Source organism: Myroides albus, assembly GCF_009711045.1.
Lineage (GTDB): Bacteria > Bacteroidota > Bacteroidia > Flavobacteriales > Flavobacteriaceae > Flavobacterium > Flavobacterium album_A.
Window position 1 is genome coordinate 134,515 of sequence record NZ_WMJX01000001.1, and the last position, 13,999, is coordinate 148,513.

Sequence of the window (13,999 nt, forward strand, 5' to 3'; positions counted from 1 at the left end):
TTATAGGATAGTAAGTACTTTATAGAAAAAGCGAAACAAACTCTGTTTCGCTTTTTCTATAAAAAGACAGTCCTTTTTACTCATTCTGTCAATGGAGTAGTTAGAGCAATCATTTTTTAATCTACATTTGTATATGTAAAATGTTAACAAGTATGAAAAAAATTTTATTAACTGCAGCGGTTGTCTTTTTGGGTATGACAACAGCTCAAGCTCAATTTGGTAAATTGGGTGGTAAGAAAGTAGAAGCTTTAACTACAGCTGTATCAGCTTTTACAGTGTCTGATGCAGAGATTCAACAATCGGCAAGAGAAGCTGTAAAATGGATGGATGAGAACAATCCTGTTTGTGAGTTAAACTCTAAGCAAAAAGATATGCGTGAATATGCTGAACGTCTTGAGCGCATCTTCGGTCCTTATAAAAATTATGATGGATTAGACTTAAACTACAAAGTGTATTACGTTACAGACATTAACGCATTTGCTTGTGCAGATGGGAGTGTACGTGTTTTTTCTTCTTTAATGGACATCATGACTGATGATGAATTATTGGGTATCATTGGTCACGAAATTGGTCACGTGAAATTAGAGCATACTAAAAATGCTTATAAACAAATCCTTTTAACAGAAGCAGCAGCTAAATACGTTGGATCTACGAAGGGAACTGTTGCTGATTTGATGAATTCGGATTTAGGAGGAATGTCTCAAAAATTAATGGGAGCATCTTTCTCGAGAAAGCAAGAAACGGATTCGGATGATTATTCTTATAAATTCTTAGTTTCTAATGGAAAGAACCCACAAGCATTAGCAGATGGTTTTCAGAAATTTGTAGATATGGAAAAAGAGTATGGCGCTGATAAATCTTTAGGAGCAAAAATGTCTTCAAGTCACCCTGATAGTGAGAAACGCGTAAAACGTGTAGAAGATAAAATTAAGAAAGAGGCTAAGAAGTAGTCTAACAGAGTTTTATAATAAAGAAGAGTCGCTCCTATTGGAGTGACTCTTTTTGTTTTATCAGTATTTTGCAGAAGTTAAACTATCTCTTGAGCATCATTTTCAGCATATTTCTCTCATTGATACAGATCACTATACCAAAAATTATAATTGTCCCTATTCCAATAAAATAGTTTTCTCTGAAACAATAGAAATAGATAAATGACAATAATATAGATAATCCCATATATCCCGTAATAGCTTTTTTATCATAAGGGATAGGGTAGTGTTTTTGTCCAAGTACATACGATATGAGCATCATAGATCCATACGCAATTAGCGTGGCAATAGCTGAACCCATATAGCCCCATATTGGAATAAGCAAATAATTAAATACTAAGGTGAGTATCGCTCCTAAAATAGAAATATAAGCACCTACCATTGTCTTATCTCTAAGTTTGTACCAAACGGATAGATTTGTGTATATTCCCATACACAAGTTAGCTAAAATGATGAGTGGCACTACGATCATCGCATCCCAATAAGATTCATTGCGTATGAATAGTACTTTTAAAATATCTGAAAAGACTATGACTCCTAACATAATAGCACTTCCAAAAATTGTAAAGTATTTTGTAATCGTTGCGTACTTCGTTGGAGCGTCATCGTTCTTTGCATAGTTAAAGAAGAATGGTTCAATTCCCAAAGTATAAGCTTGTCTGAATAGCACCATGAATAAGCCTAATTTATAACAAGCAGCATATTTTCCTACTTCTGATAATGCAATATCCGCTGGGAGTAGGCGCTCAAGTAATATCTTGTCAAAGCTTTCGTTAATTGCAAAAGCAAGTCCACCAATCATTATTGGGAAACTGTATTTGAGCATCTCTTGTATTAGAGATTTGTCTATGCGCAGTTTGATATTCAGGTAATCTTTGTAAAAAACTAAGAACGTAAATAAACTTGCTGTAAGATTGGCTATAAAAATATAAGATACTTGGTAATCCTCAATATAAATAGACTGGAAGACACTATTTGGATACTTTGTACTAAGCAAAGGCAGTAAGTATAGGAAGAATACATTTAAAAAAGTATAAATACAGACATTTGCTATTCTTATGATGCTATAAAAGACAGGTCGCTGATCTGCTCTTAACTTGGCAAATGGGACAATTACTAATGCATCTAAGATTAGAATACCCAAAACATACTGTAAGATGTCAATAGGGATATTTAGAAGGGCTACCCAATAATCTATAGTTAATAAGCCTATACATGCAAAGACTAATGTCGTACAGGTCAAGAATAATAAACTATTGTTTACTACTTCTTGCTTGTTCTCTTTCTTATTGTAGAATCTAAAAAAAGCAGTTTCCATTCCAAATGAGAGAATCACATTTAAGAACATCATAATAGAAAAAATGACACTGTATTGCCCATAAGCATCATTTTTCATTAAATCTGTGTGAAAAGGAACAAGGAAGAATCCTATTACTTTTGGAAAAACAGCTGCTAAACCATAAATAGCAGTTTGTTTAAATATCTTTTTATATATACTCACGTGTTATTCTTTTGTATTCACTTTGCAGTTGGAGGGGCAAATTTATTGATCTTCGTCTTCTAATTCTTGAATATTAATTTTAAAGTATGGCGCAATGTCCTCTTTTAAGAAAACAATTTCGTCTTTTTCATCCGTAAAGGGAAAATTAGAAGGATTTACATAAGTCATGATTACACTGTCGTCTTTGATAAAGAGATCTTCAGGGTACTCAACTATTCCTTTACTATCTTTTAAATCGTTTATATAAGCTATTTTCGAACTTAATAGTCTTGAAATACTCTCCCAGTCCTTGTATAAATCTTTTTGATTGAGAAGTACTCCCTGTTTCATATCAAAGATTAAACTCTTTTTTCCCTTATACCCATGTGCCCCACCGGCAAACGTATAGTATTCTATTTTAATAGAGAGAATATCGTTGTTTAAAAATGTTTTATCAGCTTTTACTTTTGCTTTCCAGGGTAAGTTATCATCTGGAAACTTTTGCGAAAAGTCTTTGTAAGCCTCAATAAAAGATTCAGTTAAATCGATGTAAGAAGTAGTTTGTGTTAAATCACTTTCAAACGAAACGAGTTCAGTGATTTCCTCTAAAATTACTTTGTTTATATTATCGTAGATCAAGTTTTCGTGAGCTGTGATTATAGGAACTTTTATTGTAACTTCTGTGTTTCCTTCCTCATTTGTATAGCTTGCTTCAAATTCCTCATCTTCAAAAGAAATTGGCAAGGATTCGGTTGTTTTGTCTGTACAGCTTACGGCAATTAAGCTCAAGAAAAGAATGCAAAATAGTTTTTTCATAGTTTCATTTTTTACAAAGCTATATAATATAGTAGAATAGTGCTTTATATTTTCTTAAATATACTTAATCGCACGCATTTTATTGCAAAAAAGTTTATCATATCATTTGTGGTTTAAGTATGCTTTCCTCATGGAGGTATAGTATTTTTTGCTAAGGAAGTGTTTTGTGTAGTTTATTAAAAAAGAAGAAGTAGCAACTCAGGTATATGTAGCGTATATTTGGAGAGTGCTTTTTCAGAGCCAAAGAAGGAGAGGGAATTTAAAGAATAATTTGTATGTTAGTCAAAACAAAGGCTATTGTACTAAGTGCAATAAAATATCAAGAGAAAAGCTTAATAGTCAAATGTCTAACGAGAGAAGTGGGGGTACAAACTTTTTTTGTTAGAAATGCTTTTGCAAAAGGGAAAAACGCACAAAAGAACGCTTACTTTCAGCCCTTGATGAATCTTGAGGTAGAGTTTACTTTTAAGAATAAAGGGGCTATGGAATATTTAAAAGAAATAAGAGTAAGTCATATTTATCAAGATATGTACTATGATTTCTCAAAGAATAGTATAGCCATTTTTGTGGGGGAGGTTTTGCATCATATAGTGAGTGAACAGGAGAGAGATGAACATTTTTTTGATTTTGTTGAGACTGCTTTGATGTGGCTTGATACACACGATGAAACTCAAAATTTTCACTTGATTCTCTTAAAAGAACTGACAAAGTATTTTGGTTTTTACCCTGATGACACCTTTTTAGATTGTTTTTACTTTAATTGGGTAGAGGGTGTATTCTGTATGGAATACGATTCCCGTTGTTTTGATGCTGAGGAGACAATAGTATTTAAACGACTGTTAAGCTTAGGCTTTGAAGATGATCAAAAGGTTTTCACAGGACGAGATAGGAAATTATTATTAGAGTTGATGATGCGTTATTTTGAAGAGCATTTGAGTTCATTTAAGAAGCCAAAATCACTTGAAATATTAAAGGAAGTATTTAGCAATTAGTATTTTTAATCTTTTTCCAACCAATTAATTAGGTTGTATTTAAAGGAAAATGCTTAAATTCGCGCAATTGATAAAAAATAGTATAATAATAACGATGAGCACTAAATTTAGAGAATATAAAGGTCTTGATTTGACAGGGGTAGCATCTGAGATGCTTGATTTTTGGAAAGAACAATCAATATTCGAGAAAAGTATTAGTACGAGAGAAGATAATAAGCCTTTCGTATTTTTTGAAGGACCACCTTCAGCAAATGGTAAGCCAGGAATTCACCATGTTATGGCTCGTGCGATTAAAGATATTTTTTGTCGATATAAAACATTAAAAGGATATCAAGTAAAGCGTAAGGCTGGATGGGATACTCACGGATTACCTGTTGAGTTAGGTACCGAGAAAGAATTGGGAATTACAAAAGAAGATATTGGCGTTAAGATTACAGTAGAAGAATACAACCAAGCTTGTAAGCGAACTGTAATGCGCTATACAGATTTATGGAACGACCTAACTGAAAAGATGGGGTATTGGGTTGATATGAATGACCCTTATGTTACTTATAAGTCTAAGTATATGGAGTCAGTATGGTGGTTGTTAAAACAGATTTACGACAAAGATTTGTTGTACAAAGGATATACAATTCAGCCATATTCTCCAAAAGCAGGTACGGGATTATCCTCTCACGAGATTAATCAACCGGGTGCTTATAAAGATGTTACAGATACTACGATCGTGGCTCAGTTCAAGGCGATCGAAGAAACTTTGCCTTCTTTTCTACAAGGATTTGGGACTGTTCACTTTTTAGCTTGGACAACTACACCTTGGACATTACCTTCGAATACTGCATTAACAGTAGGACCTAAGATTGATTATGTATTAGTCAAGTCGTTTAACCAGTATACGGGTGAGGCGATCAATGTCGTGTTAGGAAAACCATTAGTAGGTAAGCAATTTGCAGGTAAATTTGCTGCAGTTGAAACAGAGGAAGAATTAAACGCATATAAAGAAGGTGACAAGAAGATTCCTTACTTAGTAGTAAAGGAGTTTAAAGGTGCAGACTTGGTGGGTATTAAATATGAGCAATTATTGCCATATACATTGCCTTACCAGAATCCAGAGAATGCGTTTAGAGTAATATCAGGTGATTTCGTGACTACAGAAGACGGAACAGGAATTGTGCATACAGCTCCTACATTTGGTGCGGATGATGCTAAAGTAGCAAAAGAGGCTTCTCCAGAAGTTCCACCAATGCTTATCTTAGATGCAGACGAGAATCTAGTTCCGTTAGTTGACCTACAAGGTCGTTTCGTAAAAGAGATGGGAGACCTTGGAGGTAAGTACGTGAAGAATGAATACTATGATGAGGGACAAGCTCCAGAGCGTTCAGTTGACGTAGAAATAGCTATTCGCTTAAAAGAAGAAAACAAGGCTTTTAAAGTAGAGAAGTACGTTCACAGTTACCCACATTGTTGGAGAACAAATAAACCTGTATTATACTATCCATTAGATTCTTGGTTTATTAAAATTACGGAAGTTAAAGACCGTATGTTTGAACTAAACGAAGAAGTGAATTGGAAACCAAAAGCGACGGGAGAAGGGCGTTTTGGAAATTGGCTGAAGAATGCCAATGACTGGAACCTTTCAAGATCTCGTTATTGGGGTATTCCATTACCTATTTGGAGATCTGAAGATAAAACAGAAGAATTAGTGATTGGTTCTGTAGAGGAGTTAATCAATGAAATAAATAAATCTATTGCTGCAGGCGTACAAAAGACTAATCCTTTTGAAGGGTTTGTTGTTGGTGACATGTCAGAAGATAACTATGAAAAAGTTGATTTACACAAGAATGTTGTAGATCAGGTAGTACTTGTATCTTCATCAGGTAAACCGATGTATCGCGAGACAGACCTTATCGATGTATGGTTTGATTCTGGTTCGATGCCTTATGCACAATGGCATTATCCGTTTGAAAACAAAGATTTAATTGACAACAATAAGTCATATCCTGCTGATTTTATTGCAGAAGGAGTAGATCAAACAAGAGGATGGTTCTATACATTACACGCAATTGCGACATTAGTATTTGATACAAAAGCATATAAGAACGTAGTGTCTAATGGATTGGTATTAGATAAGAATGGACTAAAGATGTCTAAGAGTTTAGGAAATACGATAGACCCTTTTGCTACATTAGCAGAACATGGGCCAGATGCAACGCGCTGGTATATGATTTCAAATGCTAATCCTTGGGATAACCTTAAGTTTGACTTAGAGGGTATTACAGAGATCAGAAGAAAATTCTTCGGTACATTATACAATACATATTCATTCTTCGCTCTATATGCCAATATTGATGGATTCAAATACGAGGAGGCTGATGTACCTTTAAAAGACAGACCAGAGATCGATCGTTGGATTTTATCTGAATTGAATACTTTAATTCAAAAAGTAGATGAGTGCTATGCAGAGTATGAACCAACTAAAGCAGCTCGCGCAATTACAGAGTTTGTTACAGAGAACTTGAGTAATTGGTATGTTCGTTTATGTAGAAGAAGATTCTGGAAAGGAGAGTATGGACAAGATAAATTGGCAGCTTACCAGACACTATACACGTGTTTAGAGACAATAGCTAAGTTAGGTTCCCCTATTGCTCCATTCTTTATGGATAAGCTTTACAGAGACTTAACATTAACTTCATCTAAGGAAAGCTTTGAGTCTGTACATTTGGCTAAGTTCCCTGAATTTGATGCGAATGTAGTAGATGCAGGTTTAGAAAGTAGAATGCACAAAGCCCAGACTATTTCTTCGCTTGTGTTATCACTTCGTAAGAAGGAGATGATTAAAGTTCGTCAACCATTACAAAGAGTGATGATTCCTGTTTTAGATCAGAATCAAAGAAAAGAGATAGAAGCTGTAGCTGATTTGATTAAAGCTGAAGTAAATGTAAAGGAAATAGAGTTGTTAGATGATGCTTCAGGTATCTTAGTGAAACAGATCAAACCAAACTTTAAAGTATTGGGACCTCGTTTCGGAAAAGATATGGGATTGATTTCTAAGGAAATACAGAATTTTAATGCTGATCAAATCAATGAGATTGAAAAAAACGGAGAGATTTCATTAAAATTAACAGAAAAAAGTATTATCTTAACATTGGAAGACGTGGAAATCACTTCACAGGATATCGAAGGTTGGTTAGTTGCTAATGAAGGTGGTATAACAGTAGCATTAGATATTCAAATAAGTGATGATTTGCGCAAAGAAGGTATTGCACGTGAGATTGTAAATAGAATCCAGAATATTAGAAAAGATTCTGGTTTTGAAGTAACAGATAAGATTGCAATAACCTTAGAAGAACAAAAAGAAATAAAAGAGGCGGTTTTAGCAAATGAAGATTATATAAAATCGGAAACATTAACTTCGACATTAAGTTTTGTACCTGAATTGGCGGAAGGTGTAGAATTAGAATTTGATGGGCTAAGTACGCGAGTGTTGGTTATAAAATAAGTTTTAATTATGAAAGAAGCAGGTGAATTAGTACGCTACTCTGATGCAGATTTAGCGGAGTTCAAAGAGCTTATTCAGGCAAAGATTGTGAAAGCACAAGCTGATTTAGAATTGATCAAGAGCGCTTACATGAATGACTTAAACAACGGAACAGATGATACATCTCCTACGTTTAAAGCATTTGAGGAAGGTAGTGAAACGATGTCTAAGGAAGCAAATTCACAATTGGCAATTCGTCAGGAAAAGTTTATTCGTGATTTGAAGAATGCCTTAATACGCATTGAAAACAAGACGTATGGTGTTTGTAAAGTGACAGGGAAATTAATAGACAAAGAACGATTGAAATTGGTTCCTCATGCCACAATGAGTATTGAAGCAAAGAACATGCAACGTTAATCTTTAATAAATTTAAAACGCTCAGTATTGAGCGTTTTTTTTATATCCTAATTTAAATTACATTTGTCAGGATAAAAAAGAAAAAATGTCATTAAAGAAAGCAAGTCTACTTATATTGGTTGTATTGGTCTTGGATCAATGGTTAAAGATTTATATCAAAACTAATTTTCTATATGATGACTACTACCTCGTATTTGATTGGTTTAGAATTCATTTTATTGAGAATGAGGGAATGGCCTGGGGAGTAGCTTTACCCGGAATGTATGGAAAATTAGCCTTAACTACTTTTCGCATTGTCACTGTTTGTGGTATTTTTTGGTGGTTAAATGATTCAATAAAAAAGAGACAGTCAAATTATTTGATAGTGGCGATTGCTTTGATATTAGCTGGGGCTTTAGGAAATATAATTGATTCTGTTTTTTATGGTGTAATATTCAATGAGAGTACGCCTTCACAAATAGCGACATTGTTTTCGGATGATCCTTATGGTACTTGGTTTCACGGAAAGGTTGTAGATATGTTTTATTTCCCTATTTGGAGAGGTACATTGCCAGAGTGGTTACCTATATGGGGAGGTAAGTATTTTACCTTTTTTAATGCTATATTTAATTTAGCTGATGTGGCAATATCTGTCGGAGTAGGTATCCTAATCGTATTTAATAAAAAGATTTTTAAAAATTCATAAAAAAATGAGCTTCCATTTGGAAGCTCATTTTTGTTATAGGGCTATTTGATTTCTTTTAAAATTTCTTGTACAGCTCTTTCAAGTTGAGGATCATTGTTGTTTAATCTATCTACGAAAGTGTTTTTAACGTAAATATCTGGTGCAACACCTGTTTTTTCTAAGTTTTGCCCGTCTAAAGTATATGTACCCCACGAAGGTAGTCTATACGAAGAACCGTCAACTAAGCTCTTGCCAGAGGTAAAGATAATCCATCTATAAGTCTCTTGACCGATAATTTTACCAAGCTTTAACGCTTTAAATCCTGCAGCAGTCATCTCGGCATCACTCAGAGATGATTCATTGATAAGCAGTACTATTGGTTTGCCACTTGGAGTGAAGTTACTCTGTACTGTTAACTTCCCTTCTCTGTATTTCCATTGTAAATATGGTCTTTGTGATAAGAAGTTTAATACCTTGTCGTGTACGTTGCCCCCAGTATTGTAACGCAAGTCTAAGATAACCCCTTCCTTGTTAGCTTCTTGTTCTACCATATCAAGTAAGAATCTGTCTAACTCAGTTGACGTCATATTTTTCATATACGAATAGGCAATGCGATTGTTGCTAAGGTCATTTACGCGTTGTTTGTTTGTATATATCCATTCGTCATACAAAAGTGATTTCATTTCTATGAAGGAAATTGGATGTAGTTTAGAGGTAATTTCTTTACCTGCTCTATTGAAAGTTAAGCTTATTTCTTCTTGTGTATTTGCGAAGGTAAAATAAGTATCTCTATTCACTTTGTCTGCTACCTCTTGGCCATTCACTTTGGTTAATACATCCCCTGGTTTAATGTTTATATCTGTGGCATAAGCTGGAGATTTACGCACAATGCGTTCTACTTCATATGGCTTGTCCGTACTAAATACAATACCTGTGTCGTATGTTCTATAGTTCAGTTTGGTTTTCTCCTCCGTTCCCGTAGTATTGAATCCCAAGTGAGAAGATCCCAATTCTCCCAACATATCGTTCAGTAAGATACGGAGGTCACTTCTACTGTTTACATGAGGTAAATACTGAGCGAAATGGTCTTTCATTTTATTCCAATCTATGCCGTGAAACGTCTCATCGTAGAAGTTTTCCTCTACACCAGCCCATGTTTCATAATACATTTGGTTAAACTCATCTGCTAAGTTTTTTGTAAAGTTGTGCTTGATTTTAATCTGCTCAGGTTTTCCTTTACTTAACTCGAAGCTATAGATATTACCTCCGATTAAAGCGTACACATTCTTATTTCGTTTCAGCAATTGATCAGCGCGTTTGTCAAATACTTTTTCACTTTTGTTATCTTCAAAGTCCTCGTAAACTGTCTTGTATAAATTGCTTTTTCCGTTTTCTTGATTTGTGTTATAGAATACCACTTCTTTCGTATCATCTGCAAATACGATCGGATTATATTGATTGCCAAAGCGATCACTTACTAATTCTATTCGGTCAAGTAATCCATCCGTATTTACTTTGATAGAAGTGACGATCTTGCCGTCTATCTTTGTTGAATTTGCCTTTTTATCTTGTGTTTTTTTATCCTTCTTTGTTATTTCACTTTTGATTTCCTCTTTCTTATCGACAAATAACTTGTCAAATTGATCAGATTTAAAGGCTTCTGTTTGCCAATCAACAGCGAAACGGTAGATACTCGGATTCTGCATTCCCAATGGATAAGAAGGATTAAGTCGATCACTCATAAAGTAGATATGCTTGCCATTAGGAGACCAATATGGCGCAGACTCGGCTACTCCAGTATTCGTTAAGTTGATTGTCTCATTCTTTGTGATGTGGTGAATAAAGATGTCCTCTTCAAAATTGCGCTTAGCAGTGAATAGTACATATTCCCCATTAGGAGAGAAAGAAGGAGTTGAGTTTTGGAATGCCCATATTTCGTCTTTGACAATTACTTTAGAAGTATTGTCCTTTAGGTTTAATAGTCTCACTTCATCTCGTCCACTAAGATAGACCGCCTTAGTCATTTCTTTGTTTAAAGTAATATCTCTGTTGTTGCGATTATCATTAGTTAATTGAGTGGGATTTCCCTTGCCATTAGCGGATCTTTTAAACCAGTTTTGATATCCATTAAAAGTCTGACTATACAACAAAGTCTCGTTGTCTTTTAGCCACTTTACTTCCATAACGCGTTCTTTGCCATCCGTTACTGCTTGAATGAATTTTCCTTCGATGTCAGATACGAATAATATCCCACGACTAACGAATGCAATCTTCTTTGTATCGGGTGAAACATCGAAGTAGCTGATATTATCTTCAACTACATAGGACTGTTCCTTTTCAATAGCCTTATTTGTATTTACAGTAGTAGTTAACGGAGTGACAGATTTCGTAGCTGTGTCAAATACGTAAATCATATAGTCTTTTTCAAAGACAACTTTGCTACCATCAGCAGATACATAAGGCTTTTTGATAGAAGTATCGAAATTAGTCAAGGCTACTTTTTTCCCGTTGTCGAAGGTGTATAAGTTATAGTTACCATTGTTCTCATCTGAAATAAAGTATATTTTACCTTGCTTATCAACGGTAGGATTAAAATCCTTTCCTTCATAATCTGTGTAGGATTTGAATTCTTTCGTAGTTGGATTATAGCCAAGTATGTCTGGGTTGTTCTCTCCTTTATAGCGCTTACGAGTCGTCTGACTTGCGCTTTCCATAGAGCTTGTAAAAAGGTATTCACCAGATGGAGTAACGACTAATCCATTTGTGTTGTTAAAGTAGTTGGTAAATAAGGGTTTTGGAGTACCGCCATTTAGGTCAATCACATAGGAGCCAAAGTTGTTATTGGCATTTGAGGTAATGTATATTTGTTTGCTGTCCCAGCTCCAGCTTTCTACTTCGTCAGAGGCCTGGTGGTAAGTTAGCTGTGTGATTTGTCCGCCAGTTAGGGGCATCAAGAAAACATCTTTATTGCCGTATTGCCCTGAGGTGAATGCTAACCACTTGCCATCAGGTGACACGCGGGGATTAGTTTCATTGCCTTCTAATGCTGTTATTCTTAAGGCTTCTCCTCCAGCAGTTGGAGCTTGCCATATATCGCCGTTATAGCTAAAGTAAGTAGTTTTGCCATCGGGACTTAGCGATGGAGTTGAAGCAAATTTTGGCGAATGCTGTCCCCATGCTACACTTAGAAGAGAAAGTGTTAGTAAAGTGATTGTATTTTTAATCATTGGTTAATATTTTTATTAAACATAAAAATATTTTCGGTAATGGACTAATATAGAATGCCTTTTATGTAATCATATTATGCTAAGTGTAACGTTGTCTGATGAAATGAACTTAAAAAAAGAACGAGACAATAATTTAATAATGTCCCGTTTTATAATGATTTAAAATCGATATACTTCTGTTGGTGTGATGCAATAGTCAAGGGGGATATCTCCTTCTCTTACATCGATGACAAGGTCTTCTGGAGGGAAGAAACTTAATCCTACTTTAATTACATCAGGCTTGCATTTTGCTAAGAATCTATCATAGAACCCCTTGCCATAACCGATTCTATTTCCCTTCTTGTCATAGGCTAATAGAGGAACGAAGATTACATCAAGTTGTTGTTCGCTTACTTGGATGCCGTCTATAGGTTCTGGAATCCCATAACTATTGACTTTTATTGTAGTGTTATCCGTCAAGAGGTAGTGTGATAATGTTCCCTCTTTAAAATTAGATTTAGATAAGACTACATTCTTATCCTTGCCCGCTAATATCTGCAGTAGGTATTCTGTATCTATTTCTTTCTTGTTGCGAATACTTAGAAATAGATGGTAGTTCACTTTATCCCAAATGGGTAATTGTAATACTTGATTGGCAATCTCTAAACTGAGGTCATCTATTCTATTGAGTTCTAAGTTATCGCGTAAGGTTTTATATTTTAATCTTAATTCTTCTTTATTCATTTTTTTAATGTTTTTGAGATGTGAAATACAGCATCTCCTTGATAGACAATAGGGGCATCATTAACATTGATGATATAGCCTGCATTAGGTGCTTTAATTGCAGTATTTTCCTTTCCATAAGGATCTGAAATTTCAGCTAATACAGCTCCTTTTTCTACATACGAACCTATTTTAACCTGATCGTGTAGTAAGCCTGATCGCTTTGCTCTAACCCAAATAGAGTTGGTGATAATAGTCATTTTCTCTTTAGGCAGACAGGTACTAAATTCGTCTTTCAACATATCAAAAGAATGCAAGAATCGCTTAGTTCCTTCAACTCCCATTTCTGATACCTCAGAATTGATATCCAAGGACTTTCCTCCTTCGAATAACAACATCTTGATTCCTTTCTTGGCACAAGCATTTCTAAAAGATCCCGCAATCTGTGCTGAGTACAATAAGAAGGGAGGGTGGAAGATGGTTGCTAATTCCTCTAACTCCAAGTTTTCTGGAGCGATTCTAATCTGCGGAGCATTAAATCTGCTCGCACCTCCAGCGTGAAAGTCAATTGCGTAATCCACATGTGGTAAGATATAGTTCACGAGATAATGAGCAAAACGCCCTGCAAGTGACCCCGTTTTACTACCAGGGAACACCCTATTCATGTCTCTACCGTCAGGAAATTCTCTTGACTGGTTGATGAATCCGAATATATTAATAACTGGGATACAGATAATAGTTCCTCTTTTAGGAACATTCATTCCGCGATGTACAATCTGACGTACGATATCTACTCCATTTAATTCATCTCCATGTAGTCCAGCAGAGAGCAATACTGTAGGGCCTTCTATTCTTGCCCTTGATACTATAACAGGTATTTTAAGTTTCGTCGCTGTATGTAGTCGTGCGATTTCGAGGTTCAGTGTTTTAGTTTCTCCCGGTTGTATCGTTTCTTCAAGTATCTTCATAGTACTCTTGCTTTTCAAAATGTGAAGATATTAAAAGTTTCGGATTTGCGTTTTAATCGACCCAGACAAATCATGAATAATGGTGTTTTTAGCTTTTATTTAAAGGGTGGTCGGCTTGTGGTCGGCTATTGATAGGCTTGTGGTCGGCTAAAAAGTACCATAATAAGCCTATCACTATGCTATCATCTGCCGAACATATAGGGATGATAGGGAGTAGAGTATCATGGATTTTAAATCTGTGATATCGGGAACTCGACAGTAGAGATATA

General features: G+C 35.1%; 10 protein-coding genes. 5 read left to right on the plus strand and 5 right to left on the minus strand.

What is annotated here, in order from left to right; translation table 11 throughout:
* The first annotated feature begins 152 nt into the window (after positions 1–152).
* Positions 153–950: a M48 family metallopeptidase gene (locus tag GJV76_RS00585; RefSeq protein WP_155090700.1), complete on the plus strand. Its 798-nt coding sequence runs from the start codon at positions 153–155 to the stop codon at positions 948–950.
* Positions 951–1,032: 82 nt separating this feature from the next.
* Here GJV76_RS00585 and GJV76_RS00590 read toward each other — a convergent pair whose 3' ends face one another.
* Positions 1,033–2,490, minus strand: a complete 1,458-nt coding sequence (locus tag GJV76_RS00590) for a lipopolysaccharide biosynthesis protein (RefSeq protein ID WP_160339052.1) — start codon at positions 2,488–2,490, stop codon at positions 1,033–1,035.
* Between the two features lie 42 nt (positions 2,491–2,532).
* A complete protein-coding gene (locus tag GJV76_RS00595) occupies positions 2,533–3,285 on the minus strand; it encodes a PdaC/SigV domain-containing protein (RefSeq protein WP_155090701.1) in 753 nt (250 codons plus the stop codon).
* Positions 3,286–3,560: 275 nt separating this feature from the next.
* Between GJV76_RS00595 and recO the strand changes: the two genes are divergently transcribed.
* The 4 genes from recO (at position 3,561) to GJV76_RS00615 (ending at position 8,854) form a co-directional block, all read left to right on the plus strand.
* Positions 3,561–4,277, plus strand: a complete 717-nt coding sequence (gene recO, locus GJV76_RS00600; protein ID WP_155090702.1) for a DNA repair protein RecO — start codon at positions 3,561–3,563, stop codon at positions 4,275–4,277.
* A 94-nt stretch (positions 4,278–4,371) separates the two neighbouring features.
* Positions 4,372–7,773, plus strand: coding sequence for an isoleucine--tRNA ligase (gene ileS / locus GJV76_RS00605; protein WP_155090703.1), 3,402 nt, complete (start codon positions 4,372–4,374; stop codon positions 7,771–7,773).
* A gap of 9 nt (positions 7,774–7,782) precedes the next feature.
* Positions 7,783–8,169, plus strand: coding sequence for a TraR/DksA family transcriptional regulator (locus GJV76_RS00610; protein WP_155090704.1), 387 nt, complete (start codon positions 7,783–7,785; stop codon positions 8,167–8,169).
* Between the two features lie 85 nt (positions 8,170–8,254).
* On the plus strand, positions 8,255–8,854 hold the full coding sequence (locus GJV76_RS00615) for a lipoprotein signal peptidase (RefSeq protein ID WP_155090705.1): 600 nt from the start codon (positions 8,255–8,257) through the stop codon (positions 8,852–8,854).
* A gap of 41 nt (positions 8,855–8,895) precedes the next feature.
* Here the strand turns inward: GJV76_RS00615 and GJV76_RS00620 are convergent, their stop codons facing one another.
* The 3 genes from GJV76_RS00620 to GJV76_RS00630 form a co-directional block, all read right to left on the minus strand.
* Positions 8,896–12,060 (minus strand): S41 family peptidase, encoded by a 3,165-nt coding sequence (locus GJV76_RS00620; protein WP_155090706.1) that lies wholly within the window; start codon positions 12,058–12,060, stop codon positions 8,896–8,898.
* 159 nt (positions 12,061–12,219) lie between these two features.
* The gene (locus GJV76_RS00625; protein WP_155090707.1) at positions 12,220–12,783 is read right to left on the minus strand and encodes a 5-formyltetrahydrofolate cyclo-ligase; all 564 of its coding nucleotides are present in this window, start codon (positions 12,781–12,783) and stop codon (positions 12,220–12,222) included.
* Positions 12,780–13,730 (minus strand): succinylglutamate desuccinylase/aspartoacylase family protein, encoded by a 951-nt coding sequence (locus GJV76_RS00630; RefSeq protein WP_155090708.1) that lies wholly within the window; start codon positions 13,728–13,730, stop codon positions 12,780–12,782. Before GJV76_RS00630 ends, GJV76_RS00625 begins: the two co-directional genes overlap by 4 nt.
* Between the last annotated feature and the right edge of the window lie 269 nt (positions 13,731–13,999).

Coding starts and splice junctions, on each gene's coding strand:
- GJV76_RS00595 (WP_155090701.1), bottom strand. CDS start 3,285: ATGAAAAAACTATTTTGCATTCTTTTCTTGAGCTTAATTGCCGTAAGC.
- GJV76_RS00585 (WP_155090700.1), top strand. CDS start 153: ATGAAAAAAATTTTATTAACTGCAGCGGTTGTCTTTTTGGGTATGACA.
- GJV76_RS00610 (WP_155090704.1), top strand. CDS start 7,783: ATGAAAGAAGCAGGTGAATTAGTACGCTACTCTGATGCAGATTTAGCG.
- GJV76_RS00620 (WP_155090706.1), bottom strand. CDS start 12,060: ATGATTAAAAATACAATCACTTTACTAACACTTTCTCTTCTAAGTGTA.
- GJV76_RS00625 (WP_155090707.1), bottom strand. CDS start 12,783: ATGAATAAAGAAGAATTAAGATTAAAATATAAAACCTTACGCGATAAC.
- GJV76_RS00615 (WP_155090705.1), top strand. CDS start 8,255: ATGTCATTAAAGAAAGCAAGTCTACTTATATTGGTTGTATTGGTCTTG.
- GJV76_RS00630 (WP_155090708.1), bottom strand. CDS start 13,730: ATGAAGATACTTGAAGAAACGATACAACCGGGAGAAACTAAAACACTG.
- ileS (WP_155090703.1), top strand. CDS start 4,372: ATGAGCACTAAATTTAGAGAATATAAAGGTCTTGATTTGACAGGGGTA.
- recO (WP_155090702.1), top strand. CDS start 3,561: ATGTTAGTCAAAACAAAGGCTATTGTACTAAGTGCAATAAAATATCAA.